Annotated in this window: 25 protein-coding genes; 6 read left to right on the top strand and 19 right to left on the bottom strand. The window is 57.0% G+C overall.

The window, feature by feature from the left end; all coding sequences use genetic code 11:
* Positions 1 to 109 precede the first annotated feature (109 nt).
* The 13 genes from CHR62_RS05240 to CHR62_RS05180 all read right to left on the bottom strand — a co-directional run bounded on the left by CHR62_RS05240 (position 110) and on the right by CHR62_RS05180 (position 12,168).
* Positions 110 to 1,018 (bottom strand): NAD(P)-dependent oxidoreductase, encoded by a 909-nt coding sequence (locus CHR62_RS05240; protein ID WP_123660259.1) that lies wholly within the window; start codon positions 1,016 to 1,018, stop codon positions 110 to 112.
* Positions 1,019 to 1,050: 32 nt separating this feature from the next.
* Entirely contained in the window at positions 1,051 to 1,491 is a 441-nt protein-coding gene (locus tag CHR62_RS05235) for a nuclear transport factor 2 family protein (RefSeq protein ID WP_093971573.1), read from the bottom strand.
* 18 nt (positions 1,492 to 1,509) lie between these two features.
* Positions 1,510 to 2,229: an alpha/beta fold hydrolase gene (locus CHR62_RS05230; protein ID WP_123660258.1), complete on the bottom strand. Its 720-nt coding sequence runs from the start codon at positions 2,227 to 2,229 to the stop codon at positions 1,510 to 1,512.
* 17 nt (positions 2,230 to 2,246) lie between these two features.
* Entirely contained in the window at positions 2,247 to 3,341 is a 1,095-nt protein-coding gene (locus CHR62_RS05225; RefSeq protein ID WP_123660257.1) for a 4-oxalomesaconate tautomerase, read from the bottom strand.
* 17 nt (positions 3,342 to 3,358) lie between these two features.
* Entirely contained in the window at positions 3,359 to 4,054 is a 696-nt protein-coding gene (locus tag CHR62_RS05220) for a 4-carboxy-4-hydroxy-2-oxoadipate aldolase/oxaloacetate decarboxylase (protein WP_123660256.1), read from the bottom strand.
* Positions 4,051 to 4,797, bottom strand: coding sequence for a PIG-L deacetylase family protein (locus tag CHR62_RS05215; protein ID WP_123660255.1), 747 nt, complete (start codon positions 4,795 to 4,797; stop codon positions 4,051 to 4,053). The genes CHR62_RS05220 and CHR62_RS05215 overlap by 4 nt, the downstream gene beginning before the upstream one ends.
* Before the next feature lie 121 nt (positions 4,798 to 4,918).
* The gene (locus CHR62_RS05210; protein ID WP_093971568.1) at positions 4,919 to 5,632 is read right to left on the bottom strand and encodes an ABC transporter ATP-binding protein; all 714 of its coding nucleotides are present in this window, start codon (positions 5,630 to 5,632) and stop codon (positions 4,919 to 4,921) included.
* On the bottom strand, positions 5,625 to 6,377 hold the full coding sequence (locus tag CHR62_RS05205) for an ABC transporter ATP-binding protein (RefSeq protein WP_093971567.1): 753 nt from the start codon (positions 6,375 to 6,377) through the stop codon (positions 5,625 to 5,627). Before CHR62_RS05205 ends, CHR62_RS05210 begins: the two co-directional genes overlap by 8 nt.
* Positions 6,374 to 7,360, bottom strand: coding sequence for a branched-chain amino acid ABC transporter permease (locus tag CHR62_RS05200; RefSeq protein ID WP_093971566.1), 987 nt, complete (start codon positions 7,358 to 7,360; stop codon positions 6,374 to 6,376). Before CHR62_RS05200 ends, CHR62_RS05205 begins: the two co-directional genes overlap by 4 nt.
* A gap of 12 nt (positions 7,361 to 7,372) precedes the next feature.
* A complete protein-coding gene (locus CHR62_RS05195) occupies positions 7,373 to 8,248 on the bottom strand; it encodes a branched-chain amino acid ABC transporter permease (RefSeq protein WP_093971565.1) in 876 nt (291 codons plus the stop codon).
* 57 nt (positions 8,249 to 8,305) lie between these two features.
* Positions 8,306 to 9,502: an ABC transporter substrate-binding protein gene (locus CHR62_RS05190; RefSeq protein WP_233574882.1), complete on the bottom strand. Its 1,197-nt coding sequence runs from the start codon at positions 9,500 to 9,502 to the stop codon at positions 8,306 to 8,308.
* A gap of 105 nt (positions 9,503 to 9,607) precedes the next feature.
* A complete protein-coding gene (locus tag CHR62_RS05185; protein ID WP_123660254.1) occupies positions 9,608 to 10,807 on the bottom strand; it encodes an ABC transporter substrate-binding protein in 1,200 nt (399 codons plus the stop codon).
* Between the two features lie 137 nt (positions 10,808 to 10,944).
* Positions 10,945 to 12,168, bottom strand: coding sequence for a LysR family transcriptional regulator (locus tag CHR62_RS05180; RefSeq protein ID WP_158609097.1), 1,224 nt, complete (start codon positions 12,166 to 12,168; stop codon positions 10,945 to 10,947).
* 360 nt (positions 12,169 to 12,528) lie between these two features.
* Here CHR62_RS05180 and CHR62_RS05175 point away from each other — a divergent pair, with 360 nt between their 5' ends.
* Positions 12,529 to 13,191 (top strand): ATP-binding cassette domain-containing protein, encoded by a 663-nt coding sequence (locus CHR62_RS05175; RefSeq protein ID WP_123660252.1) that lies wholly within the window; start codon positions 12,529 to 12,531, stop codon positions 13,189 to 13,191.
* On the opposite strand, the gene CHR62_RS05170 is transcribed toward CHR62_RS05175, so the two are convergent.
* The 5 genes from CHR62_RS05170 to CHR62_RS05150 form a co-directional block, all read right to left on the bottom strand.
* The gene (locus CHR62_RS05170; protein WP_123660251.1) at positions 13,188 to 14,987 is read right to left on the bottom strand and encodes a feruloyl-CoA synthase; all 1,800 of its coding nucleotides are present in this window, start codon (positions 14,985 to 14,987) and stop codon (positions 13,188 to 13,190) included. The two genes, CHR62_RS05175 and CHR62_RS05170, sit on opposite strands and share 4 nt — an antisense overlap.
* An 18-nt stretch (positions 14,988 to 15,005) precedes the next feature.
* Complete coding sequence (locus CHR62_RS05165; RefSeq protein WP_123660250.1) at positions 15,006 to 15,896, bottom strand: 3-keto-5-aminohexanoate cleavage protein; 891 nt, start codon at positions 15,894 to 15,896, stop codon at positions 15,006 to 15,008.
* Between the two features lie 150 nt (positions 15,897 to 16,046).
* Entirely contained in the window at positions 16,047 to 16,910 is an 864-nt protein-coding gene (locus CHR62_RS05160; RefSeq protein ID WP_123660249.1) for an intradiol ring-cleavage dioxygenase, read from the bottom strand.
* 110 nt (positions 16,911 to 17,020) lie between these two features.
* The gene (locus CHR62_RS05155; protein WP_123660248.1) at positions 17,021 to 17,851 is read right to left on the bottom strand and encodes an alpha/beta hydrolase; all 831 of its coding nucleotides are present in this window, start codon (positions 17,849 to 17,851) and stop codon (positions 17,021 to 17,023) included.
* 2 nt (positions 17,852 to 17,853) lie between these two features.
* The gene (locus tag CHR62_RS05150) at positions 17,854 to 18,939 is read right to left on the bottom strand and encodes a hypothetical protein (RefSeq protein WP_158609096.1); all 1,086 of its coding nucleotides are present in this window, start codon (positions 18,937 to 18,939) and stop codon (positions 17,854 to 17,856) included.
* A 196-nt stretch (positions 18,940 to 19,135) separates the two neighbouring features.
* Between CHR62_RS05150 and CHR62_RS05145 the strand changes: the two genes are divergently transcribed.
* Positions 19,136 to 19,726 carry a TetR/AcrR family transcriptional regulator gene (locus CHR62_RS05145; protein WP_158609095.1) on the top strand — a complete coding sequence of 197 codons (591 nt, stop codon included), beginning with the start codon at positions 19,136 to 19,138 and terminating at the stop codon, positions 19,724 to 19,726.
* A 75-nt stretch (positions 19,727 to 19,801) separates the two neighbouring features.
* Here CHR62_RS05145 and gtdA read toward each other — a convergent pair whose 3' ends face one another.
* The gene (gene gtdA, locus CHR62_RS05140; RefSeq protein WP_123660245.1) at positions 19,802 to 20,848 is read right to left on the bottom strand and encodes a gentisate 1,2-dioxygenase; all 1,047 of its coding nucleotides are present in this window, start codon (positions 20,846 to 20,848) and stop codon (positions 19,802 to 19,804) included.
* A gap of 178 nt (positions 20,849 to 21,026) precedes the next feature.
* Here gtdA and CHR62_RS05135 point away from each other — a divergent pair, with 178 nt between their 5' ends.
* The 4 genes from CHR62_RS05135 (at position 21,027) to CHR62_RS05120 (ending at position 24,772) form a co-directional block, all read left to right on the top strand.
* Positions 21,027 to 21,944 carry a LysR family transcriptional regulator gene (locus CHR62_RS05135; protein WP_123660244.1) on the top strand — a complete coding sequence of 306 codons (918 nt, stop codon included), beginning with the start codon at positions 21,027 to 21,029 and terminating at the stop codon, positions 21,942 to 21,944.
* Positions 21,945 to 22,065: 121 nt separating this feature from the next.
* The gene (locus tag CHR62_RS05130) at positions 22,066 to 22,944 is read left to right on the top strand and encodes an alpha/beta fold hydrolase (RefSeq protein WP_158609094.1); all 879 of its coding nucleotides are present in this window, start codon (positions 22,066 to 22,068) and stop codon (positions 22,942 to 22,944) included.
* Entirely contained in the window at positions 22,914 to 24,554 is a 1,641-nt protein-coding gene (locus tag CHR62_RS05125; protein ID WP_123660242.1) for an FAD-dependent monooxygenase, read from the top strand. Before CHR62_RS05130 ends, CHR62_RS05125 begins: the two co-directional genes overlap by 31 nt.
* Positions 24,551 to 24,772, top strand: a complete 222-nt coding sequence (locus tag CHR62_RS05120) for a hypothetical protein (RefSeq protein ID WP_123660241.1) — start codon at positions 24,551 to 24,553, stop codon at positions 24,770 to 24,772. The genes CHR62_RS05125 and CHR62_RS05120 overlap by 4 nt, the downstream gene beginning before the upstream one ends.
* Positions 24,773 to 24,822 lie beyond the last annotated feature (50 nt).

Genomic DNA, 24,822 nt, shown 5'->3' with positions numbered 1-24,822 from the left:
ATGCCGCAGCGTTATGCCGCGGCATGAAAACAGCCCCGACTTTGGTTTACAAAGCCGGGGCTGTTTTTATACCGACGGTCTCGAGATGGACACAACGGTGGCCTGTCTTTCAATTGCGTAGTTGATCAATAAACGACGGCCAATCGAAGGCCTGATCTTTGGGGTAAGCCACGCCTTTGGCCGCCATCAAATCAACAAAGGCGTCTTGCAGCGTTGCCGTCGCCAACGCCATAACGGGGTCGACTTGCGCGTCGGACAAGGTTTCTGCCACCTCACGCATCTCGGCCGCACGTCGACGGCCATGCTCGGCCACGCGGCTGATTAAATAATGAGGCTGCTTTTCCGTCCAGCCCATGCCCGGAAAGGTTTCGGCGAGCGAAGCCAGCACTTCGTGCTCGGCACCGTAACGACGGGCCGCCGTCAGGCATTCGACCGTCAAGGCCTCAATGCCCTTGATCATGACGCTGCGACACATTTTGATCGCCGACGCCACGCCAACGTCGGCCGACACCGTCCGGGTACGCATGCCCAGGGCATTCAACGCCGTCGATACCGCTTGTGCTTGCGAGCCCCCTAGCAGCATAGGCACATGCAAACCGTAGGGCGGCACGGGCGCCATGACTGCAGCTTCGACATAGGCCGCGCCGGCGCTTTCTATGGCATTACGGTCGTGCGCCTTGGTCGAGGGCGACACCGAGTTGATATCCAGAAAATACTGGCCGGCCCGCATAAGGGGGCCGGCTTGTTCAGCCACCTGCGCCGCCGAACTGGCCGTTACCGCCGACACCACCAGATCAACCGAGGAAACGGCCTGCTCAAGCGATGCAGCGAGTAAAACGCCTGCCGCTTCGGCACGCTGCTCGAGCGATGCCAACGCGTTCGCGTCGTGACACTTGATGTCGTAAGCCGTGACCCACAGGCCCGCCTTGACCAGGCCTTCGCCCAACAAGCCGCCGGCCTCGCCAAAACCAATCAGCCCGATCTTGCGAATCTCGGGCGCGCTTTTGTCATTCGCCATAGCATCCTCCGGCAAGACGATGATCAATGAAGTCAGTCGGTGTACATATGAAAAATTGCGCTGCGCTCGGCAATTTTCCAACCCTCGTCGGTCAGTACAACCTTGTCGATGAATTCGCCTGCAACCTGGCGCGCATTGGCTTTGCGGCCAAAGGCTTCGACCGGCTCGTTGGTAGAGCTGCTCCAGAGCAAAACATAGCTGCTCATGGACGCACTGCCGGGCGTAATGTCGTACACCACAGAATTGGTCACAAAATGACGGGTAATGCGGTCGGCCGGCTTGGCGCGATATGAATCGAGAATGGCCTGACGACCCACTAACGGCGTGCCGCCGGGCCGTGTCAGTTGCGCATCTTCGGTAAACAACTGCGCAAACGATTCGTAGTCTTGCAAGTCGGAGTAATAGGCCGTGCGGGCGGCCAAGTCTTTACATACCGCCTGAATCGCCAGGACGTCTTCAACAGATGAGCTCATGTATACCTCAGATATCAGTTAACGCAACAACCATTGTGCCAGCAAGGCACTGACCGCATCCGGCCGCTCCATGGTCGACATATGCCCGCTGTCTTCGACGGCACTTAAGGTAGCCAGCGATGCGGGAATCATGCCCTGCATGACTTCGTGTCGCGCGTAGGGGCTCCAGGCGTCTTGACGGCCACAAATCAGGCTGGTGGGGCACGACAGCGACGCCAGTACCGGGCCGGCATCGGGGCGACCCAACAGCGCATTAATTTGCGCTTCGAACTCGGCCGGAGTACGGCGCTCGATCATGTCGAGGATATCGTCGAAAAGCGGCGAGTTGACGCGGTCGGGGTGAACCATGCCCGGCGCCCACTGTTTACCCATGGCACGCATACCCTCGGCCTTGGCAATGTCGAGCAAACGCATGCGTTTAGCCCGCTCTTGCTCGCCAGCCTCGCCTGCAGCGATCGGCTCGAACCCAGTATCGAGCAAAGCCAGACGCGAGACGCGCTGGGGCGCCATACGCACCACCTCGAGGGCCACACGCCCGCCCATAGAGTGTCCTGCAAGCGCGAATACCTGGGTGGGCGCATCGCGCAAGACCTTTTCGGCCATGGCGGTAATGGAGTCCAACGACTTGTAGTCGGGCACAAAGGAATCGGCAATGGCCGACAAAGCCCGCTGCTGATGTGTCCAGACGGCCTCATCACACAACAGACCTGGCAATAGCAGTAGTGCTTGTTTGCTCATGGTGAACCTGTATAAATTTACTGGCCGGGGCCCGACCAGATACGCGACGGAATATGTACACGCCCGTCGAAAAGCCAACGTGCCGTGCGAATAAGCGCGGCGCTGACAACGCTAACCTGGCTGCCTTCGCCTTGCAGCGTCAGCTCGACACTTAAATGCCCCGTGGGGTGTTCGATGTCGAGGCACGGATTCGAACCCGAGGGCATCTGCCCCACACCCTGACAAACTGACCCGGGCAAAGCCACTGCGGTAGCGACACTAACCGCCGCCAAGACGCCAATAGAGGCATGACAGCGATGAGGAATAAAACAACGCGTATTGATAGCGCCGCCCTGGGCAGGCTCGGAGACCAGGCACATTTTGGGTACAGTACGCTGAGCCACGTCGCCCAGATTCATCATTGGCCCCGCCTTAAGGCGGATGGCTTCGATACGCTGCTTGAGCTGGACATCTGCGTCGAGGTCGGCGCGCGATTCGCGCCCCGTGCGGCCCAGATCGGCTGCACGCAGCAGCACCATCGGCATACCGTTATCGATACACGTCACCTGAACGCCATCGATGATGTCGCTAACATTACCTGTCGGCAACAGCGCGCCGCAGGTCGAGCCTGCCGTGTCCCGAAACTCAATGGGAATAGGCGCAGCCGTACCCGGCACGCCGTCGATAGCCTGATCGCCGTCGTACTGGACCACGCCATTAGGCGTGGGTACCGACGCAACAGCAATTTGCCCCGTGTTGACCATATGGATGGCCACGCGTGTCACCCCATGCACGGCTTTGACCATGCCGGTTTCGATAGCGTAGGGGCCAACACCCGCCAGAATATTGCCGCAATTCTGGCCAAGGTCGACGCGGGCTTCATTGACGACCACCTGGGCAAACAAGTAGTCGATATCGGCATCGGGGCGCGAAGCAGGCCCGAGAATGGCCACCTTGCTGGTCAGCGGGTCGGCCCCGCCGATACCGTCGATTTGCCGCGCATCGGGCGAACCCATGACGGCAAGCAAAACGCGATCTCGAAGGGCCGTATCAGCTGGCAAATCGGTCGCCAGGAAGTACGCCCCCTTGGACGTACCCCCTCGCATCTGCACGCATGGAATCCTGGTTTGCATACGTTGCCCTGGCGTGCTTAAAGTTCGTCGAGTGAATCGACGTAGCGCAGACCTTTTTCGGCCAAGCGTTCGCGCATGCCGTAGTGGTCAAGCCCCAGCTTTCCGGTCGCCAGCACATCGCGCGTAGCGTTTTCTTTTTCGGTGCGTTGACGCGCGGCCTGGGCCACCTTGGCGGCTTGTGCAACCGGAACCACAACGATTCCATCGTCATCGGCAACAATGACATCACCCGGGTTGACCACCTGCTGAGCGCAAACAACCGGAATATTCACCGACCCGAGGGTTTCTTTAACGGTACCGGCCGCCGAGATAGCTTTAGACCAGACCGGAAAGCCCATTTCTTTAAGCACTGCAACGTCACGGCACCCGGCGTCGATAACCAGACCCAACACGCCTCGCGCCATGGCCGACGTCGCAAGCAGATCACCGAAATAGCCGTCGGTGCACTCGGAAGTGGTGGCCACAACCAGAATATCGCCAGCCTGGCATTGCTCCATCGCGACGTGGATCATCCAATTGTCTGCGGGTGGGGCCAGTACGGTAATGGCCGAACCGGCAATTTGCGCCCCCGACCAGATCGGGCGCATATACGGCGCCAGCAGGCCCAGGCGAGCCTGTGCCTCGTGCACAGTGGCCGATCCGGCCTCACGCAGCATGTCAATATCGGCTTGCGCTGCACGCGTTACTTTACGAACGACAACACCACGATTCATGACAAGTCTCCGACGACGCTGGGGGTAAGACGCATATAACCTTCGGCATATTCAATGTTTCGTGCCGCGGTAATACCAATGTTGCGCTTGGCCTGTACGCCACGCTGCTGTGCAACGCGCGTGTAATAAGCCCACAGGTGTTCCTGGCCCGCCATGCACTCGATCGCCTGGCGCTTTTTGTCCCATACATGGGTGATATCGAGGAAGGTGTTGGGCACCCATTCGCATTGCTCTGTTTGATGCGGCTCGAATGCATAAACCGGCGGTGCGCCCACTACTTTCTGCCCTGGGTTGTGGCCTTCGGCCTGGGCAATGACACGCGCTTCTTGTGCCACGTGCATGGCCAGCGGGTGGTCGAAGTTGTAGGGGTCTTTGGCCGAGTGACTGAGCACAAAGGCGGGTTGAAGTTCGCGATAAATATCGACCAAACGCATCAGGGCCTCGTCGCTGACGCGCAACGGGTAGTCACCCAGATCGAAGAACTCGATTTCGGCGCCAAGAATATCGGCAGCCTTCTGCGCTTCTTCAAGCCGCGCCGCTTTAACTTTTTCGAGGGTCATTTCGCCCTTGCGCCACAACTTGGCCGATTCGCCGCGCTCGCCAAACGACAAGCAAACGATTTTCATGCGATAGCCTTGTTCGACGTGAGCGGCAATAGCACCGCCCGCACGCCAGACAAAGTCGGCCGAATGCGCGCTGACCACCAGGCCAGCCAGTGGTGTGGAGTCTTTAGATGTTGTCATTAGGAATCCCCTTCAAACCTGAACTTGAGTATCTGGGCTAGTGTGCCCAAACCCTCCGGAAACGACCAGTGAGATAAGGCGCACACCGGCGCAATTTACTTATATTGCTATAAATAAAAAATCATTCTTCTTCGGCACCCAGGCCAATCAGCTGTGCCAACTGGTCGGGGTCGTTAAGCAACACGTGGCTTTCCCCTTCCCAACGCGCCTTGCCCCGGTCGAGCACAATTGCGCGTTCGGTCAGTTCAAGCGCCAATTCGGCATGCTGTTCTACCAGCACAATACCCATGCGCGAGCCTTGATGCAGCTTCTGGAAAGCATCAACCAACATATCGACGATGATCGGCGCCAAGCCCTCGAAGGGCTCGTCGAGCAACAGAACACGCGGGTTGCCGATCAGTGCACGCCCGATGGCCAGCATTTGCTGCTCACCGCCCGACAACTGATTGCCCATATTGCGCCGACGCTCGGCCAAGCGCGGGAATAGCTCGTAGATGCGGTCAAGATCCCATTCGCCGGGTTGCTGCGCGACCCGAAGGTTTTCGTGCACGGTCAGCGAAGGGAAAATTTCGCGTTCCTGGGGCACCAGGCCAAGGCCCGCAATGGCACGCTCGTGACTGGGCACCTTGGCAATATCTTTACCCAAATACTGCAAACTGCCCGAATGCTGCGTTGTTAAGCCAAGCACCGTATTGAGCAAGGTGGATTTACCCACACCGTTGCGACCCAGCACACTAATAGCCTCGCCCTCGGAAAGAGCAAGCGACAGCCCTTCGATAACCACGGTTTCACCATAGCCGGCAAACAGGTTATCAATTTTCAACAGTTCAGCCATGATGACGCTCCCCCAGGTATACCGCGCGTACACGTGGGTCGCTACGCACTTCTTTAACAGTTCCTTCGACCAGTACCGCCCCCTCGACCAGCACGGTAATACGCTGGGCAAAACGGAAGACCAGATCCATATCGTGCTCGATGACCAGCACAGCCACATCATCAGGCAGACGCTCGAGCAAATCGAACAAACGCGCCCCTTCAGTTGACGGCACCCCGGCTACGGGCTCGTCGAGCAGAAGCACGGACGGCTTGAGCGCCAGAGCCAACGCGATTTCGATGAGCCGGCGCTGCCCATAGGCCAGATCGGAAATGCTCTTGCCGGCCAGCTCGAGCAGACCGAGCGAATGCAGCAGCGCAGCCGCTTCATCCATCAGTTCGGGCGATTGCGTGATACTGCTGAACAGACGGCCATCGCGCCCCTCGCGGGCCGACAACGCCAAGCCGATGTTCTCGGCAACCGTCAGGCGATTGAACAACGAATTGATTTGAAACGTACGCGCCAGACCCAGCTTCACACGTTTTTCGGGTGACATGCCGGTGATGTCGGTGCCGTTAAGCAATACCCGACCCTTCGACGGTTGAAGCAAGCCGGTAATTTGGTGCACCAGCGTACTTTTGCCCGCACCGTTAGGGCCGATGAGTGCATGACGCACCCCTTTTTCAAGCTTGAGACTAACGTCTTGCGTAACTTTAAGTTGACCGAACTGCTTGCTCAGCCCTTGAAGTTCAAGTGCTGCTGTCATTTTTCGCTCCTTTTGGCGACCATGCGCGCCACAAAGCCGGCCAGGCCATCGGGGGCATAACGTACGATAAGAATCAGGACAACGCCCAGCACCGCCAGCCAGTTGGTGGGGTCGATGGCGGCTGCGCGATCGGACAACACCACAAACAATAAGGCGCCGAACAACGCACCATAAAGACGACCAGTACCGCCCAACGCCAACATCACGACGACGTTGGCCGACAACGTAAACGCCAGGGAATCGAGACCGACGATGCGATTGATTTGTGCCGACAAGCCGCCCGCAATACCTGCGACCGCTGCCGAAATGGTGTACAGCACCCACAAGCGCTTTTCGACGGACACGCCCAACATGCGCATACGGGTCTGGTTTTCGCGAATACCTTGGGCGGTTTGACCAATGGATGAATTCACCAGTTTTTTAAGCAGCGCATACACCAGCACCAGCACAACAAAGGCATATACAAAACCGGTGTAGCCATAAATATCGAACTGGAACATGCCCAGCAACGGGGCGACATCGTAACCCGTCAGGCCATCGTCGCCATTGGTAATGCCTTTGGCAACGTTGGCCAGCTCGTACAGCAAGGTCGCCACGGCCAGGGTAAGCATCAACTGGGTAAGGCCCTGCGTACGCAGCACGGCAAAACCCGACAACAAACCCACGACACCGGCTGCAATGGCGGCCACCAACAACCCGCTGATGGGTTCGGGTGAGAAATGCAATGAATACAAGCCCGCAGCGTAAGCGCCCACGCCAAAGAAGGCCGCGTGCCCTAGGGACTCGACCCCACCGTACCCCTGCGCCAGGTCTAACGACAGCGCAAAGATGGCCATAATGACCACGAACGCAGCCAGCGCCAGGTAGTACTCGCCAAATAACAGCGTTAATGCAGCGGCCACCACCAGCGCGGCGTCGGCCAAGTTATAGCGTTGCCGACGAAATGCCCCAACGACCAGATTTGCATCAGATTGTTTGTTCATGATGTGCCCCCCTTAGCCTGCACGACCAACCAGACCCTGCGGGCGGGCCAACAAAATAGCCAATACAGCAAGGTAAATAATGAAACCGCCCAACGCGGGGATGTAATAACGACCCATCGTATCGATCAGGCCAAGCAACAGCGCCGAATACAGCGACCCCTTCAGGCTGCCCAAGCCGCCAACGGCAACCACGATCAGGACCAACACCAGGTATTTCAGGCCGTAGTAGGGCTCGAGCGGGAGCATTTGTGTGCCAACAGCACCACCCAGCGCCGCCAAGCCGCAGCCGATCGCAAACGTTACCGAGAACACCAGCGGCACATTAATGCCCACGCAACGCGCCATGCGCGGGTTATCGACCGCCGCACGCAAACGCGCACCGAACGTGGTGTATTCAAGGCACAGCCAAAGCGCACCAGCCACCGCCACACTTAAGCCCAGCACGAACAAGCGATACACCGAAATATTGAGCGAGCCCAACGACCACTGCCCCAACAAGACGTCAGGCAGCGCAATGCTTTGAATTTGCGGGCCGGCAAGGTTTTTGACCAGCGCCGTAATGACGAAGGTCATACCAATAGTCATGAGCAACTGTCCGAGCGGATCGCACTTGTACACCCACTGGTACAAGGTACGCTCGAGGATCAGACTCAGTGCCATGGTGGCGAGAACGCCGACCGGCAGCGCCACAAAAAAATTCATGTCAGCTGAGCGCATCAGCCACAAGGTAATAAACCCGCCAATCATGGCGAACGCGGAGTGCGTAAGGTTAACGACCCGCATCACCCCAAGCGTAATCGTGAGGCCGACCGAGATGAGAAACAGCATCATCCCGTAGGACACCCCGTCGATGGTCAGGGTAAGAAATGTAGATAGCGCATTTGGCATGGGACAACTCGTATAAACGTGGGGCGACTAGACGAGCCGCCCCTTTGACAACAGGAATTACTTGGCCTTTCTGGCGTGCCAAGGCTCTACGACAGCCTCGAAGGTTTGAAAAGGCACATTACCCAAAACGCCATCGACCTTTTCGATACGGCGCATATAGACGTTTTGCACTATTTCACGCGTATCTGCGTCGATCTTTACTGGCCCGCGCGGACTTTCCCACGCATAGCCTTTAATTGCAGCCACGGCCTTATCACCATCTTTCTCACCATTTGTCGCTTTAATCATTTGGGCGATCAAATGCATACCATCGTAAACAGCCAACGACCCCAAACTAGGTATTGCGTCGGCGCCAAACTTGGCTTTGTACTTTTGAACAAACGCCTTGTTTGCTGCATTATCAAGATAAGGCGTGTAATGCTGGGCGGTCACCATGCCAATCGCAACATCACCAATTGCCGGCAAATCAGATTCCATGGTTTCGTTGGTCGCCATCAGCGCAATGCCCTGCTTGTTCAAGCCACGTTCATAAAATGCCTTGATAAAGCCTGCCGACATAGGGCCAACGGGCATGAACATAAATACGTGTTTAACGCCGGCATCTTGAATGCGTTGCAAATAGGTAGAAAAGTCGGTCGTACCCAATGGGACACGAATTTCTTCAACAACCTCGCCCCCCATATCTTTAAAGCCAACCGCATATGCTTCAAGCGCATCGTGCCCGGGCGCAAAATCGGCGCCGATCGTTACAACCTTACGGGCGCCTTGTTCGTACGCCCACTTTGTCAACGGCATATTCAACTGCCACTGGGTAAAGCCTGCGCGAACAAAATACGGCGATTTATCAGTAACGCTGGATGTGCCTGTATTACCCATGACATAAGGCGTCTTGGTCTGGTTGACGATATCTGCGGTACCCATGATGGTGGGCGTAAATGCCCCACCCAAAAGATACTGAACCTTGTCACGGATAACCAGCTCTTGTGCAAGCTGCCGGGCACGTTGGGCGCTGGTGCCGCCCTCGTCACGCTTGACGACCGTAATCGTGTGATCGCCTACTTTACCGCCCGTTTCAGACAGAAATAGCTCAACGCCGCGGTCAAATTCTTGCCCCCACCAAGCGTACGTACCCGAATACTGGCTAAGCAAACCAACCTTGATTTCTGCTGCTTGAGCTGCACCAACCGCCAACATTGAAAACGCCGCGAACGACACAGCACCCCGCGCCATACGCGCGGCAAAACGTACACCCATGATGTCCCCCTTGAGGAAAGATTTGCCACCTGAAACCAGCGGCTATTTTGATAGGCGCGGCCCCGGTGATATTGGAGCCGCGCCGTGTACTACGTAATTTTGGCTTTACTTGGGATTGCGCGCGTGCCAGGGCTCGGCAACGGCTTCGTAGGTGTGGACAGGAACGTTACCCAGCAAACCGCCGTCAACTTTCTGAACTTTGCGAATGTAGATGTTTTGTGTAATTTCGCGTGTGTTCGGATCGATGGTGACGGGGCCACGAGGGCTCTTCCAGGAATAACCCTTGATGGATGCCATGGCAGCGTCACCGTCTTTTTTACCGTCGGTTGCCTTGATCATGTGCGCAATAACTTGCATGGCGTCGTAAGCACCCATGGAAGCCAGGCTAGGGATTGCATCGGGGCCGAATTTTGCTTTGTATTTTTCTACAAACGCTTTGTTTTCAGGGTTGTCGAGGTAAGGCGAATAGTGCAACGAAGTGACAATACCCTGAGCCGAATCACCGATAGCCGGCAAGTCGGACTCTTGCGTTTCGGCGCCAGCATACAACTGCACGCCAGCTTTACCTAAACCACGGTCTTGGAAGGCCTTGATGAAGCTAGCCGACATAGGGCCTACAGGCATGAACATGAAGACGTGCTTGGTACCCGAATCGGAGATGCGCTGCAGGTAGGTAGAGAAGTCGGTGGTACCGAGCGGCACTTTGATGAGGTCGGTAACTTTGCCGCCCAACTCGGTAAAGCTGGTATCAAACGCCTGAGCAATGTCTGTACCCGGCGCGTAGTCGGCAATAACCGTAACGGCTTCGCGAGCACCCTGTTCGTAGGCCCACTTCATCAGGGGAACGGCGTATGTCCAGGACGTATAGCCCACACGCGCAAAGTAGGGCGTTTTATTGGTCATGCTGGACGTTGCGCCGTTAACAAAAACGTAAGGCGTTTTGGTTTGGTCGACGATGTCGGAGGTGCCCATGACGGTAGGCGTAAACACACCGCCGGTCAGGTATTGCACTTTGTCGCGAACGATAAGCTCTTGTGCCAGTTGACGGGCGCGCTGCGGGTTTGCGCCGCCTTCGTCACGCTTGACCACGGTAATCGTGTGATTCCCGACTTTACCGCCGGTTTCGGCCATGAACATTTCGACACCACGGTCGTATTCTTGACCCCACCAGGAATAAGTGCCCGAATACTGACTCAGCAAGCCAACCTTGATTTCGTCGGCCAGAACCGGTGCTGCGAGCAGGCTGCCGGCCACTGCACAGGCCGCGGCGCCCACTTTAAAACGCTTACCAATAAAAGAATACATGGCGCATCTCCGTATATAGTTATAGATCTGTGTGACTTCCAAAACACTTTGGAATGGTCACTATCATCGCACCACACGGTTTGCGCCACCAATGCCAATCGGCACCCTACCTAGGCGTTCTGGTTATACGCCAGCCACTATACCAACGAGGCGGCCAACCTGCCAAGCTCATGAATAAACGACTTCATGGTGATATTGGGGTCGGCGTCGGCGCGCATGGTCAAGCCAATATAACGAGTCGTTTCTTTGACCGGAACGGGCAAGACACTGAACGCGCCGGCAGATATCCCGTGAAACATTTGCCGGCGCGACAGCAAGGCCAATCGGTCGCTGTCTTGCAATAACGCCTGCAGCACAATGGCGCTGTTCACTTCGAGCACGGTTGATGGCGGCTGGACGCCAACCGCGTGAAAGGCGCGTTCGAAAGCATCGCGTGCCGGCGTACCGTGCAACGGCGCAATCCAGGACTCGCCCACCAGTTGGTCAAGGCCCGCGATGGTAAGCCCCTCAAGTGGGTGGCCCTTGCGGACAACCACCGACAAGGTGTCTTCGAACAAAGGTGTTTGAATAACATCTGCCCCCGGCGCCTGTGGGCGTAACGCCCCCACCAGCACATCGATGTCAGCATGACGCAGCTGATACATCAGGCCGTCGTACGTGCCATCAACAATACTGACGCTCAAATCTTTGTATTGCGCCAACACGCGGTCAACGGCACGCGGCACCAGCGCCCCCGACGACAGCGGCAACGAGCCGATCACCAGACGCCCACGCATGCGTCCCTGAAACGCAGCCAGGTCTTCAGAAGCTTGCCGGAACTCGTCGAGCGCCAGCTTGGCCCGCTGCAAAACGACTTCGCCGCTTTCGGTTAGCCGTACGCCCCGAGCAGAACGGTGGAACAGACGAACCCCCAGCATGTGTTCGAGCTGACGCAAGGTTTGATTAACGGCTGGCTGACTAACCTGCAGACGACCGGCGGTGGCCGTCTCACTGCGCACCTCACAAAACACAATATACGTTTGCAAATGACGGTAGCCGCAAGTACCGGCAAACCGCCCGGCGGGGACGTGAGGCGGGTCTTGTTCCGCCAAACTCAAGGCTTCGTGCTCGCCCTGACGCAATTGCGCAAAAGCACGTTCGGCGCGGTGCGCCAGCAACTGGCCGATAGTCGTCGGCAACATGCCACGCGCGGTTCTGTCGAAAATAGGGACGCCCACGGCGGTTTCAAGCTCGCGGATGGCGCGCGCAATAGCCGACTGCGACAACGGGAGAATGGTCGCCGCCTGCGACGTACTGCCTGTTTTGCACACCGCAAGTACAGCGCGAAACTGACGCAGATGCTCTGCCAGCGACATAGGCATGAATCGACCTCCGGGAAGAATCGCCATTTTAACGCGCTGCCCCGCTTCGGAGCAGCGCGCAATGCGACCGCACCACAATGGCGCACCCTGCACCTAGGGTTGACCCTAAACAATGGCACGCTTTTTGCTAAATAGCTTTATATACCGCGCCTGCGGCCACGACATGTAAAAGGTGCCCGATGGACAACAACTACCGCTTCACCGCAAAAATGCTTGCCCTGAGCCCATGGCAAACTTTCCGATACGCCATTTTCCCGGCGTGGTTGCGCGTGCCTTTTCGACTGATAAGACGGCGCTGAGCCCATTGCTTGCGCCGCCACACCCACCAGGCAACCGAAACACGCTTTACACCACGTCACTATGCATAACCCAAAGTTCATTTCACTGGAACAGGTCTGCACCGACAGCGCAGAAGCCGCAGGGTTGTCGCTGCTGAATGTCGACGTCACCGTGTCACAAGGCACTACCCTCGTAGTGCATGGACCACCCAACAAAGGCAAGTCGGGCTTTTTATTACTGATCGCAGGTCTGATCGAGCCCGGACGCGGCGGGGTGATTTGTAACGGCAAAGAGGTGACAGGCCCTGGACCAGAACGGGCACTCGTGCCTCAGTGGCCCGCCCTGCTGCCCTGGCTGACCGCCTACCAGAATGTCTTTTTGGCAGTGAACCGGGCCCACGGAAGACATAAATCGCGTGATGAACTGCATGTCGATACCGCCATTGCCTTGCAACGCATGCAATTAGGAAATGTAATGCACACGCGGGCAAGTCGGCTAACGCAAGACCAGCAACAGCGTGTGTCGATTGCCCGGGCACTGGTAGTACGTCCGCGCGTGCTGCTACTTGACGAACCCTTCGCCACGCTTGAAACGGCCACCCTGGCCTGGCTGCCGGCCACGCTGGAACATCTGATTCAGGAGCACCATATAACGACTGTCGTCACGCACAAAGACAACCCATTTCCGTATCTGCGCCCCAGCCAGTACTTCGAGGTGGGTGTCGCGGCCTGCCAGCCTGCCTAATCGGCATAAAGCGCCTCGACAGCCTGAGCGCGGTTGGCCAGTACATTCGCCTGGTTCAGCGAGCCCTTATCGGTGATTTCACGAGCTTGGGCAGAGGGTGGCTGAGTAGCCAGCACATAAGCGGCAATGTACATGGCACTGCCTGGGTTGCGCTGGTTGTAACGACTCACCCCCGCCTGCACAAATGACGCCACATCGACATGCTGGGCCAGCGCTTCGTAGTTTAGGGTGGCATCGCCCACCAAACGACGCGCCGCCGCCAGGTCGATAAAAACCAATGCACGGACATCGGTGCGGCCAGACCCCGCAATGACGACATCGGCCACCACCGGCAATAGCTCACCCAACAACAACCCACGTAAGCGCCCTACCGAGACCCAGGTACCGCTTTGCAACTTGAAGTCTTCGGCAATCCGCCCCTCAAAAACAATGCCCTGGGCCGGATCGGCGTCGTCCACCAGCCTTGCCGCATCGCCCGAGCGGAAATAGCCTTCATCATCAAAAACCGATGACGTTAAATCAGGGCGCGCCAGATAACCTGGAAACACATTAGGCCCTTTGACGCGCAGCTCGTAACGGTCATCGACACGCGCGAACTTGATGTCGCAACCCGGCACCGGCAAACCAATATTGTCGGCACGCCTGGAATCGAAAAACACCCCCGTCGCCAGCGGCGCAGTTTCGGTGGCGCCCCATGCGGTAACCAAAGGCACGCGGTGACCACGCACCTTGGCAGCCAGGTCTTCAAGGTCAGACCACGTTTTTTGCGGCATGCCCGCGCCGGCATAGAAAATCAGGTCAAGCCGGTTGAAGAAGCTTTGGCATAACACGTCGTCGTGCGTCATGCGGTTAACCAGTTGATGAAAGGCCAAAGGCACATTGAAGTGAATCGTCGGCGAGACTTCGCGCAGGTTACTGACGGTACGTTCAAACAAAGCGCCGGCGGGCTTGCCGGCATCGATATACAGCGTACCGCCATGGCTCAAGGCCAGAAAAAACACTTCGTTGCCGCCAAAGGTGTGATGCCAGGGCAACCAGTCAACCAGCACAGGTTTGCGCTGCTGCACAAACGGGAAGATCTGCGCCAACTGCTGCTGGTTGGCGCACAACATACGCTGTGTATTGATGACCCCTTTGGGCACACCGGTTGAGCCCGAGGTAAACAAAATTTTGGCGACATCGTCCGGGGCAATGCTTGCGTTGCGCACGTCAACACTGTCTGCCGGCGTAGCCAGCACCTCGTCAAGTGCTACCGCCCCCGTAGGCGCCCCGGGAGCAATCACAATAACGTCTTCGGTGCACGCCTTGAGCAACGCTGCACCGTACCGGGACAGGTTGTCGGTATAAATCACAGCGGGCTTAAGTGCCGCAAAGCACGCCAGCAATTTATCGAATGCCGCGTCGACTGAAGCATATGCCGGAGACACCGGCGCTACCGGAACGCCAGCATACAGCGCCCCCAGCAAAATATTGGCGGTGTCGATGCTGTTCTCGGCCACCACAGCCAATGGGGCGTGCGGCCCGCACCCCGCGTTAATTAAGTACTGCCCAACCGCCCGCGCGCGCGCCAGGGTTTGAGCATAAGACTGCCGCTCCCAACCCGCTTCGGGCGCATCAAGATTACCGGCGCGCTGCGCCAGCAAGGTCTCGTCGGGCGTACGTTCGGCCCAATACAACAAGGCATCGGTAATGCAACGGCCATACGGCTGCAAAGGGTGGGCATTGCGCAAAATAAAACTGCCGTCAGGCAATACTTGCCGGACGGCAGCAACGGCGCAGAAAGTATCTGTGCTCATCACAAGTGGGTTGACCGTTTACTTGCGACGGGGCAGTCCCATGATCTGGCGAGCCTCGTCCGGCGTGGCCGGCTCGTAACCCATTTCGCGAACCAGGCGAACGATGCGCTCGACCAATTGCACGTTGGTCGCCAGCTTACCCTGCTCGTAATAAAGGTTGTCTTCAAGGCCAACCCGCACATGGCCACCCAGCAATAACGACTGCATGGCGGCCGGCAACTGTGCCGGGCCGATGGCGCTGACGTTGAAAATCGCGCCTTTAGGCAGATGGTCGACCAGCAACTGCATGATTTTAGGCGTATAGGGCAAGCCCCCTTGGAACGCCGCCACGCCCAACACCATATTGATGAAATAGGGCTCTTCATCGACGTCTTTGAGAATTTTGCCCACTTCCAGCAAGTCGGACAGCGCAAAGACTTCCCATTCGGGCTTGATGCCGCGCGCCTTCATTTTGTCGGCCAGCTCGCGAACCCGCTTGGGTGTGGTGGGGACCAGAATTTCTTTGTCGCCAAACGTGGCGCAAATGGTTTGCGCGTCGAGCGTGCACATTTCCACGCCCTCGCCTTCCATACCTTTCAGGCGCTCTTCGAACTTGATTTCCCAGAGCCCGTTATTAAGCTGGTGAATCATGTCGCCGTTAATGCCGCCGCCGGTCGAGTTGTTCAGGATGATGTTGCACTTGTCTCGAATACGGCGATTGATCTCGGTATAAACCGCTGGGTCGCAGGTGGCTTCCTGATCGCTCGCACGACGGGCATGAACCGCCACCACACTGGCCCCTGCGTTATAGCAATCGTAGACGTCGGCAGCGATCTCTTCGGGGGTTGTCGGCAATGCAGGGTTTTGTTTTTTGCTGGCCATACCGCCCGTAGGGGCGACCGTCACCACGATCTTGGGTTTATTGCTCATGAATCCTCCTTTTGTTTTAAAGCCGCTGCACGGCCCGAATTATCTGCAAACGACAATAACGCAGTTTTATCGATGCAGTCTACAAACCGCGCGGGCATCCGGATAATGCTGTCTGACTATACTTTTTATGCAAAAACCGTATAACGCGACTTAGGCTTGCGGATTCAGGACAAAGTCGTAAGAGACGGTGTAGTACGGCTCATTCATGGTCGTGCCATTGGGTGCAGTACCCGGTTCGTGCCGATCCCAATCCACCACAAGGGTTGAACGCACGCCAAACACCGCGTCCGACTCGAGGTAGTCGCTGGTCTCGTTAAAAATGTGCGTAATCAGGCGTTCATAGCCCGGGGCGGTAATCATGAAATGCAAATGTGCGGGGCGCCACGGATGACGGTCGAGTGCGTCGAGCATTTTCCCAACCGGGCCGTCGTGCGGGATAGGATACGGCACCGCCAAAATCGACCGAAAATCGAAGCTGCCGTCATCACGCGTACGCAAGCGTCCACGAGCCTGGTGTTCGTGCACCTCGGGCCGCTGCACATCGTAAAAGCCCTCATCATCAGACTGCCAGACCGCAAGCTCTGCGCCCGCAATCGGTGCGCCATCAAGGCCCTTGACCGTGCCCGAAACAAAACAAGGCACGCCTTTTGCCCCGTTGGAGATATCGTCGCCGTGGTTATACACCGGAGACCCCTCGACGTAGAACGGGCCAAACACCGTCGCTTCGGTGCACCCCTTAGGCTTACGGTTGTTCTGTGCCGTGACCAGCGTCGACAACCCCAAGGTGTCGGACAACAAGATGAATTCCTGGCGCTTGTCGTCGCAAATTTGCCCCACTTGCGTCAAGAACTGCACCGCTTGAAACCACTCGGCCTCGGTCAGTTTGACCTCGCGCGCAAAATCGTGAAGGTGACTGACCAGACAGTCCATGATCTCGCGCAAGCGCGGGTCTGCCTTGGGGCCCGTCATTTGCTTTACAGCCGTCGTAATCGTGAATTCGTCGATATCGCGCATGGTCTCCTGCCTCGGTGAAGTAATTTGGTAAGGTTAGCTTACCGTATTATGCGCATTTTTTGTCAAACTCCGCATAGCGTTCGTCTTACGCCCCTTAAGAAAGGAGCAGATTATGTCAAAAGCCGCCCAGACCATACGTCGACAGCGTTGACCCACACCCCGTCAATATCACCTGCGGCGTAACTGGCCGTAAAGTGGTTGCAGCCAGGCAATTCCAGCGTATCCACAATGTTGCCTTGTTCCGCCAGCGCTGCTTTCATTTCCAAAGCTTGTCGCTTCAAGTGTGGAAAATCATTGTCACCCCACGTCAACAAGAACGGCGGCAAGCCCTGATCGACCAAGTACAGGGGCGAGGCACGTTGATCCAAACCGGCTTCAAGCGGCCCCAAGAACCGCGGCCGAACAGCCATACCCGAGTTATCACCAAAGTAGTAGACCCCCGAAACGGGCACACAACCACGTATCCGTGTACGACAGGGGACGCCAGCCGCCGTCGCCTCAGTAACCCCTAGCATGGCGGCGTAATGCCCACCGGCAGAATGTCCCCCTACAAATATCTTGCTGGCGTCGCCGCCATATGCGTTCACGTTGGACCATAGCCAATCAAGCGCCTGGGCACAATCATTAAAGCCCGTCGGAAAGGTATGCACAGGCGCTAGGCGATAACCTGCCGTAACAAAGGTAATTCCTTTGGCGTTTAGGGCGGGTGCCATGAACGACATCCACTCTTTATAGCCGTTGGTCCAGCCGCCCCCATGAAAGAACAACAGTACACGCCCATCGGGCTTATCGGCAGGAAACAAGGCAAGGCTTTGGTACGGGTCGGGCCCATAATTGAACTCCAGAGGCGTTAGCCCCTGAGCACGCTCGATCAGGTACGCGTGATACGCCGCAGCGTTTTCATTCAAGGGCTCCTGGGCCGGGTAAAGTGCAATGTCCATCGTTATCGAGCCTCGCGCGGCACAATCATTTTCGGATCGACCAAACGGCCTGCGTCTACAACGCGTACCCCGTCAAGGTCGATGGAGCAATCTCGCATCGGCAAATCGTAGTGGCCTCGCGTTTTTCGCTTGCCGCCGCCTTGCGTGTTGGGCCCGGTAGAAAACAGGAAATTCCCCGGAAAACACCGCGCAGCTGCCCGACTGCGTTCTGGCGAGTCACCGTACAAAGCCAATGCGTCCCAACGGCATTGAGGGTTCATCCCCCAGCCTAGGTGGGAAATAGCATAGGGGTCCATATCGGCCTCATGTTCTTTGCCGTCGGCCAACCACTCGCGCATCAAGGTGGCATCCAGCCCGCCTTCTATCGAACGAATATGTCCCTCTTCAATTTCGATGACGATCTGATCCTGAACATAGCGACAGTAGGGCAAGATCACAATATCGCCTGGCTGAACAACCACTCGTCCGGTCGCGCTGCCCTCATTCGGAAACGTATGAATTAGCCCGACGCCCCAATGGTCGAAACGGCCAGGCTCATCGGCGTAGCCGTACTGACTCATCACCGGATACTCGCCGCACGCGTAGGTCAGGTCTGTACCCGCCTTGCTCGTGACGTGCACGCGTCGGGTCTTTTCATATATGCGATGCGCATGCATCACCGCGTCTTTGAGCCCCGCAGGTGCCTGCAACGCATACAGATCGTCGGGCGCATCGATGATCATCTGTACCCGCACACCGGCATGCATGACTTCACGCAGCCATGCGGCAAAAAGCGGCACATGAAAAATCAGAATCATGTCGCATGCCTTCAGCGCCTCCAGCGTGCCCTTGCATTTTCCAATCGTGGGTACACCCACATTGGTCCAGCCCGGAATCATATTGACCTTCATTTCGTAAATATCGGCGCCCAGCATGTCGGCCGCTGCGAATGCCGCCTCGATATACTCGGTACGCGTGCCCAAGTCGCTCACAATAGCCACGGTTTGACCCGGCCCGACTTTGCACAATTCAAACTGCTTTTTGAACAAACCCGGCAGTTTGGCCGGATTGAGTGTTTGGGTACGAATGTCGGCAGCAATCATGGACATGCTCCTGAAAAATGGAGAAAGATGAGAATGCGCCAAAAACCCAGCGCCATGCACCCCATCAAAAACGAACGTCTTTCGTTTTTATAATAAGGTTAAGTCTGTCCGCATAAAAATCGTGGTTTACCCTCGCCCGATCGCACACGGTCTCCGTTATGTTCAAACATGCTAAAAATTAGCCTTCAAGCAAGGGGGCATTTTGGTACAGGTCAAGAAAACAGAGGTAGAACAAGCCATCACGGCAGCAGCCCGCGCATTATTCAAAACGCACGGGTACGCTGGCACCAAAATCCCGCAAATTGCGAAAGCAGCCGGCATGTCGGCCGCCAACATCTATGTTTATTTCGACGGTAAGGCCGACATTCTGCTGTCGGTATATGACGCTTGGTTTGCCAACCAACTTGAGGCACTGAAAGCCCGAATAGACCAGTGCGCAAGCTCCGAGCTTGCACTCAGAACCCTTTTTGTTGCCATGTGGCAAGAATTGCCCGCTGCCGACAACGGATTTTGCAGCGTGCTGATCGAAGCGCTGTCGGATCGCTCGATACAAGACAAGTATTCGCCCAGGCTACGCAACACCATTGAAGCCAGCTTGAAAAGGCTGCTGACACAATGCCTGCCTGCCGCGTCAACCGCAACCCACCAAACCGTCACCACGTTGCTCATCATGGCCTTCGACGGCTACGCACTCAACTTCCACCTTAAGAATGGACAAACTGCGCGCGACGAAGATATTGACACCCTCTGCCGACTGTTCTTGAGCTGCGACGACGCAAGCCCAAAAAAATAGCCCCCTGCAAAACAGAGGGCTTTGGAGTGCGCAGCGATGAGCGCACCCAAAAAATCAGACGCAATAGCAGCCGAATTAGCCGATTTTCTCACGCCACAGGTCAAGCGCCTGCTGCACGGGGCGATCGGAGAAACTGAAAACGACCGCGTCATCGCCATCAATCTCGAAGTGGTAAGGCATCCACGATGGCACAACAAAGACGTCTTTCGGTCCAAAGGTCAGGGTTTGATCGCCCACAACACAACGACCTGTGCCTTCGACGACGGCATACACGGTCGAATCGGTTGAACGATAAGCCTTGCCCTTGAAGCCTGCCGGCATCAATTGCATAAAGGTACCAATCGTGGGCATGGCCCAGTCGCCGGTGACTGGGTTGGTGTATTGCAGCTTGAACGCCCAGCATTCGTGCATGGGGCTCTGACGCTTCATGGTGTAAAGCGCTTCTCGCGTACGGTCGTAGGGGTACCAGAACAGCGGCGAGGTTTTTGAGCGCGACTTGTACTCAACCGGCTTCATGGTGTTGCCGAACTCAGCCAGATTGATCGTACCGTCAGTACCCGTATGCTGGCTGTCTTCTGCGCCACGCTCCATGAACTGCGCATCGAACAATTCAACAATAGGCACATCAAGACCGTCAAGCCAAACCATAGGCTCAGACGACGGATTACCGTGATCGTGGAACGACCATGAGGGCGTAATGACAAAGTCGCCCACGTTCATGGTGACTTTCTCGCCATCAACGGCGGTATAGGCGCCACTACCATTCAAAATAAAACGCAAAGCCGACTGCGAATGGCGATGGGCAGGCGCCACTTCGCCCGGCAAAATCAGTTGCAAGCCGGCATAAAGACTGTGCGTGATACGGATCTGACCACGCAAACCCGGGTTTTCAAGCACCAGCACACGGCGCTCGGCCTCTTTGGCGGTAATCAATTCACCGGCCTTTTCCAGCCAGGGGCGACACACGTCCCATTTCCACAAATGCGGCACACAGGGTGTGATTGGTTCGGGCGTCACCACACTGTGCAGCACTTCCCACAAAGGGGTCATGCTTTCGCGGTCGATTTGCTTGTAATAGTGCTCGCGCTCGCTAGAGACGCGGGAAGTAGCTTCTGCTGTCATTGAAGTCTCCGGTTTCGTTCATTGCGGCATCGGAAGCGACGACGCGATGAAACCAGTGTGCGACAACACCATTGCGGACGCAATATTTCAGCCATAATAGCCATTATTGTTGTTTTAAATAATAACCGCCAAGCAGCTACTTTAAGCATCACTTATTCGAATAACGAATAGATTAATCATGACGCGACTCGACCTGCACGATCTCTTGCTGCTTAAAGAAGTGTTTACCGCACGCAGTATCAGCGCGGCCGTCAACCAGGTCGGTCTAAGCCAGCCCGCCATCAGCGTACGCCTGGGTCATTTGCGCCGCCACTTTGGCGACCCCCTGTTTGTCAGGACATCGGGCGGGATGATGCCCACCCCGTTTCTGGAAAGCCTGCTGCCGCATATCGACCAGGCCGTCTTGTTGCTGAACACGCAAGGCAACCCATACCGCTCCTTCGACCCGGGAGAGTCAACCCGCCGCTTTCGACTGGGGCTCAGTCATATCGGGCAACTGGTCATGCTGCCCGAACTCATGGGCACGCTTCGCGACATTGCCCCCGCAATCAAAATCGACGCGTTAGATCTGGACGAGCTCACGGCAAACCTGCTGGAGTCGGGCAAGCTAGACTTGGCCATCGGCTACGCCACCGACCTGCAAACCGGGTTTTATCAGCAGCGCCTGTTTACCGAAAGCTATGTGTGCATCGTGCGCACGGCTCACCCGCGCATCGCCGGCTCGCTGACGCGGTCACAATATCTGGAAGAGGCGCATCTGGCGCTCGACGCCCCCGGCACGGGTCATACCCGGCTTGAAAAGACGCTGTTTGAACAAGGCATTGAGCGCAATGTAACCTTACGCGTACCCTCTTACCTGGGCCTCGAGGCCCTTATTACCGCCACTGACCTGCTGGCCATCGTACCGGGCCGCCTGGGTCGCACCCTGGCGCAACAAGGCAAAGTGCAGGCTCTGGAACTACCCTTCAAGATTGCACCCTACGAAATCCGCCAATACTGGCACGAACGCTATCACCAAGACGCCGGCAACTCCTGGTTAAGACGACATATTTTCGAACACCTGAGCAACCTGCCAGAAACCTTTCCCCACGTCTAAGACGCGCCGATGATCGCGCCCGTTATGCGCAATTCGTTTAACTGATAAAACGAATTTGCATGGTTTACATAGTTAGCAAGGCACTTAGAATGACCGCAAAGCCATGTGTCAGTGTCTGCCTATGCCTATACATCACCATACCATTTCGTCATCGCCCAGGTTAGCCATTTCCGTTGCGGGCGAAGGGCCGCTTGTCATTCTCGTACATGGTCTGGGGGGCGATCGCAACACCTGGGCCCATCAACTCGAAGCGCTGCAGCACAAATACACCGCCGTCAGCGTCGACCTTCGCGGTTACGGTGACAGCGAAGATCCGCCCTTGCCCATCCAGTTCAAGGCAGATTTCTGCGCCGACCTGCTGGCGGTGATTGATTACTTCAATGTCCCGCGCGCACACCTGGTGGGTTTGTCCATGGGCGGCCGGGTGTGTCGCACCGCCGCGTTGCAAATGCCCGACCGGGTCGCTTCTTTAACACTGGCCAATACCAGCCCCGGGTTCGACCACATGACCGCCACCCAGCTCGAGGCCTTCGTCGAAGCGCGATCGGGCGCTTTGACACAAAACGGCCTGCCCCCCGACTTCGGGCGCCAACAGGCACTGGCCATGATGGCACCAGGCGCGCCGCTATCGGCCATCAACGTCATGGCTCAGGCGGTCGACCGACTACGCGTGCCCAACTACCTAAGCACGCTGCGCGCCTCGACGCTGCAAGACCGAGGCGACCGCCTGGAAGACATTACATGCCCGGTACATATCATTACCAGCGACCAAGACACCGTCTACCCTGCCGGCGTTACGACGGCATTGTGCCAACGCATCCCTCACGCCCTGCACACCGAAATCATCGGTGCCGGCCATATCAGCAACCTTGAGCAGCCCGACGCCTTCAACGCGGCACTGATGCGTTTCTTGGACAGCCTACCGCGTGAGAACGACGCGCATCCAACCCTAGCCCCCCAGGAGACCCCATGTATTTCAATTGGGAAGAATTCCCTCTAATCACGCCTGAACAAATTGCCGCAACCGGTAAAACCCGTAGCCCCGTAGTTGTTATCGGCGCAGGCCCGGTCGGCCTGGCGATTGCCCTGGGGTTATCGCAGCACAACGTCCCTTGCATAGTTCTAGAGCGGCGCACGACGATTTCAAAGGGCAGCCGGGCTCTGGCCATGACCCGTCGCAGCCTGCAAATTCTTGACCATTTAGGCGTGGGCAAAGCCGTTATGGATATCGCCATGCCGTGGGGCGAAGGCTGGACCTACTACGGCAAGGAGATGGTGCACTACATGAACATTGCGCCCCCGCCCAACGAGAAGCATGGTCAAACCAACCTGCAACAATGCTGGATGGAGCAGTTGCTGCTTGAGCAAATCGCCAAAACCCCGCTGGTAGAGGTACGTTTCGGGCACGAAGTTGTTGCCCTGACACCCGAAGATACCCAAGTCGTACTGGACGTAAACACCGCTGCGGGCAACTACACCCTGTCGGCCGACTACCTGGTTGCCGCAGACGGCCCTCGGGGCACCACCCGGCGCCAATTGGGGCTTGATTACGAAGGAACGTCATACACCCAGCAATTTGTCATCAACGACATTATTTGCCAATTGCCTATTCCGGCCGGCCGGCGGCTGTACTTCAACCCGCCTTATCTGCCCGGCAAGGCCGTGCTCATGCACGGCGCCCCCTTCAATATGTGGCGGCTCGATTTCCAGTTGCTTGATGGCCAGGATGCCGACGAAGAAATGCAACCTGAAAAAGTCCACGCCCGAATCAAGGCCCACTTCGAATTAATGGGTCTGGATAACATCGACTATGAACTGATCCTGACGTCGATCTATCGCACCAACGCACTTAGCCTGCCCACCTATAACAAACAACGCGTGCTGTTTGCCGGCGATGCCGCACACCAGGTGCCCATTTTTGGGGGGCGCGGCGTGAATCACGGCTACGCCGACGCCCACAATCTGGCCTGGAAACTGGCCCGCGTCGTGAAGGGACAATCGGCCCCCCAGCTGCTGGACACCTATACCCAGGAAAGGCGCGGTGCCATCCTGGATACGTTAGCCGAGCTGACCAAGACCACCTTGTTCATTACCACGCCGTCACCCGGCATCTCGCTGATGCGCGACGCGGTCTTGTCCCTGTCTATCACCGAGAAATTCCTGAATAACCTGTTTGACCCCTACGCCTCGCCGCCTTACGAATACACCGACAGCCCTCTGAACGCTGCTCCGGCCAAAGACCCTGCGTTTACATCGCGGGCCGATGTCGGCGCCATTCCACCCGACGGCATCGCCACTAAAAACGGTGATCGGCTTTATGACCTGTTAGGCCCCTGCTTTACGGTACTGGTGTTTTCCGACACGGCCAACGATCCCGCAATACTGGCGCTCGAAAGATCCGTGCATGCCTCTGATACCGACGCGCGGTTCCAGGTCCTCCCTGCACAATGCCAAATTGCCGACCTGTTCGACGCCAAACCCGACACCGTCTACTTGTTGCGCCCAGACCAGCGCGTCGCAGGCCGTTGGCGGCACATTACCCCCGAAGCGCTGGCTGCTGCACTAGACCACGCCGCCTTAAGCACAGCCCAATTTCAAGAGGCCCCATGAATACTCCACACCACGGCACGTCGTTCAGCGAACGCGACTTCGAACAACTGGCCACATCAATTGACCAGATCGACCCGGCGCAGCGCGAAGTGTTTTTGGCCAAACTGGTCATTTTGCTGGTCGCCAGTCACCCCGAGCCCGATATCCTGTCTAGCGTCATCCCGCGCGCAAAAGCGCACCTCAATGTCCCCTTGGCCGCAGAGGTCTCCCCAGACTAAACAAAACCGCGCTAATATCAAGGTTAAGTCAGGTACACACACTGGCATTA

Origin of the sequence: Pusillimonas sp. NJUB218, from assembly GCF_003788685.1 — a bacterium.
Lineage (GTDB): Bacteria > Pseudomonadota > Gammaproteobacteria > Burkholderiales > Burkholderiaceae_B > Neopusillimonas.
This window is presented reverse-complemented; position numbering and strand designations above follow the sequence as displayed.

Bases quoted from the DNA above. Each gene is read 5' to 3' on its own strand.
- CHR62_RS05240 (WP_123660259.1), bottom strand. From the start codon at position 1,018: ATGGCGAATGACAAAAGCGCGCCCGAGATTCGCAAGATCGGGCTGATT.
- CHR62_RS05235 (WP_093971573.1), bottom strand. From the start codon at position 1,491: ATGAGCTCATCTGTTGAAGACGTCCTGGCGATTCAGGCGGTATGTAAA.
- CHR62_RS05230 (WP_123660258.1), bottom strand. From the start codon at position 2,229: ATGAGCAAACAAGCACTACTGCTATTGCCAGGTCTGTTGTGTGATGAG.
- CHR62_RS05225 (WP_123660257.1), bottom strand. From the start codon at position 3,341: ATGCAAACCAGGATTCCATGCGTGCAGATGCGAGGGGGTACGTCCAAG.
- CHR62_RS05220 (WP_123660256.1), bottom strand. From the start codon at position 4,054: ATGAATCGTGGTGTTGTCGTTCGTAAAGTAACGCGTGCAGCGCAAGCC.
- CHR62_RS05215 (WP_123660255.1), bottom strand. From the start codon at position 4,797: ATGACAACATCTAAAGACTCCACACCACTGGCTGGCCTGGTGGTCAGC.
- CHR62_RS05210 (WP_093971568.1), bottom strand. From the start codon at position 5,632: ATGGCTGAACTGTTGAAAATTGATAACCTGTTTGCCGGCTATGGTGAA.
- CHR62_RS05205 (WP_093971567.1), bottom strand. From the start codon at position 6,377: ATGACAGCAGCACTTGAACTTCAAGGGCTGAGCAAGCAGTTCGGTCAA.
- CHR62_RS05200 (WP_093971566.1), bottom strand. From the start codon at position 7,360: ATGAACAAACAATCTGATGCAAATCTGGTCGTTGGGGCATTTCGTCGG.
- CHR62_RS05195 (WP_093971565.1), bottom strand. From the start codon at position 8,248: ATGCCAAATGCGCTATCTACATTTCTTACCCTGACCATCGACGGGGTG.
- CHR62_RS05190 (WP_233574882.1), bottom strand. From the start codon at position 9,502: ATGGGTGTACGTTTTGCCGCGCGTATGGCGCGGGGTGCTGTGTCGTTC.
- CHR62_RS05185 (WP_123660254.1), bottom strand. From the start codon at position 10,807: ATGTATTCTTTTATTGGTAAGCGTTTTAAAGTGGGCGCCGCGGCCTGT.
- CHR62_RS05180 (WP_158609097.1), bottom strand. From the start codon at position 12,168: ATGCCTATGTCGCTGGCAGAGCATCTGCGTCAGTTTCGCGCTGTACTT.
- CHR62_RS05175 (WP_123660252.1), top strand. From the start codon at position 12,529: ATGCATAACCCAAAGTTCATTTCACTGGAACAGGTCTGCACCGACAGC.
- CHR62_RS05170 (WP_123660251.1), bottom strand. From the start codon at position 14,987: ATGAGCACAGATACTTTCTGCGCCGTTGCTGCCGTCCGGCAAGTATTG.
- CHR62_RS05165 (WP_123660250.1), bottom strand. From the start codon at position 15,896: ATGAGCAATAAACCCAAGATCGTGGTGACGGTCGCCCCTACGGGCGGT.
- CHR62_RS05160 (WP_123660249.1), bottom strand. From the start codon at position 16,910: ATGCGCGATATCGACGAATTCACGATTACGACGGCTGTAAAGCAAATG.
- CHR62_RS05155 (WP_123660248.1), bottom strand. From the start codon at position 17,851: ATGGACATTGCACTTTACCCGGCCCAGGAGCCCTTGAATGAAAACGCT.
- CHR62_RS05150 (WP_158609096.1), bottom strand. From the start codon at position 18,939: ATGTCCATGATTGCTGCCGACATTCGTACCCAAACACTCAATCCGGCC.
- gtdA (WP_123660245.1), bottom strand. From the start codon at position 20,848: ATGACAGCAGAAGCTACTTCCCGCGTCTCTAGCGAGCGCGAGCACTAT.
- CHR62_RS05135 (WP_123660244.1), top strand. From the start codon at position 21,027: ATGACGCGACTCGACCTGCACGATCTCTTGCTGCTTAAAGAAGTGTTT.
- CHR62_RS05130 (WP_158609094.1), top strand. From the start codon at position 22,066: ATGCCTATACATCACCATACCATTTCGTCATCGCCCAGGTTAGCCATT.
- CHR62_RS05125 (WP_123660242.1), top strand. From the start codon at position 22,914: ATGTATTTCAATTGGGAAGAATTCCCTCTAATCACGCCTGAACAAATT.
- CHR62_RS05120 (WP_123660241.1), top strand. From the start codon at position 24,551: ATGAATACTCCACACCACGGCACGTCGTTCAGCGAACGCGACTTCGAA.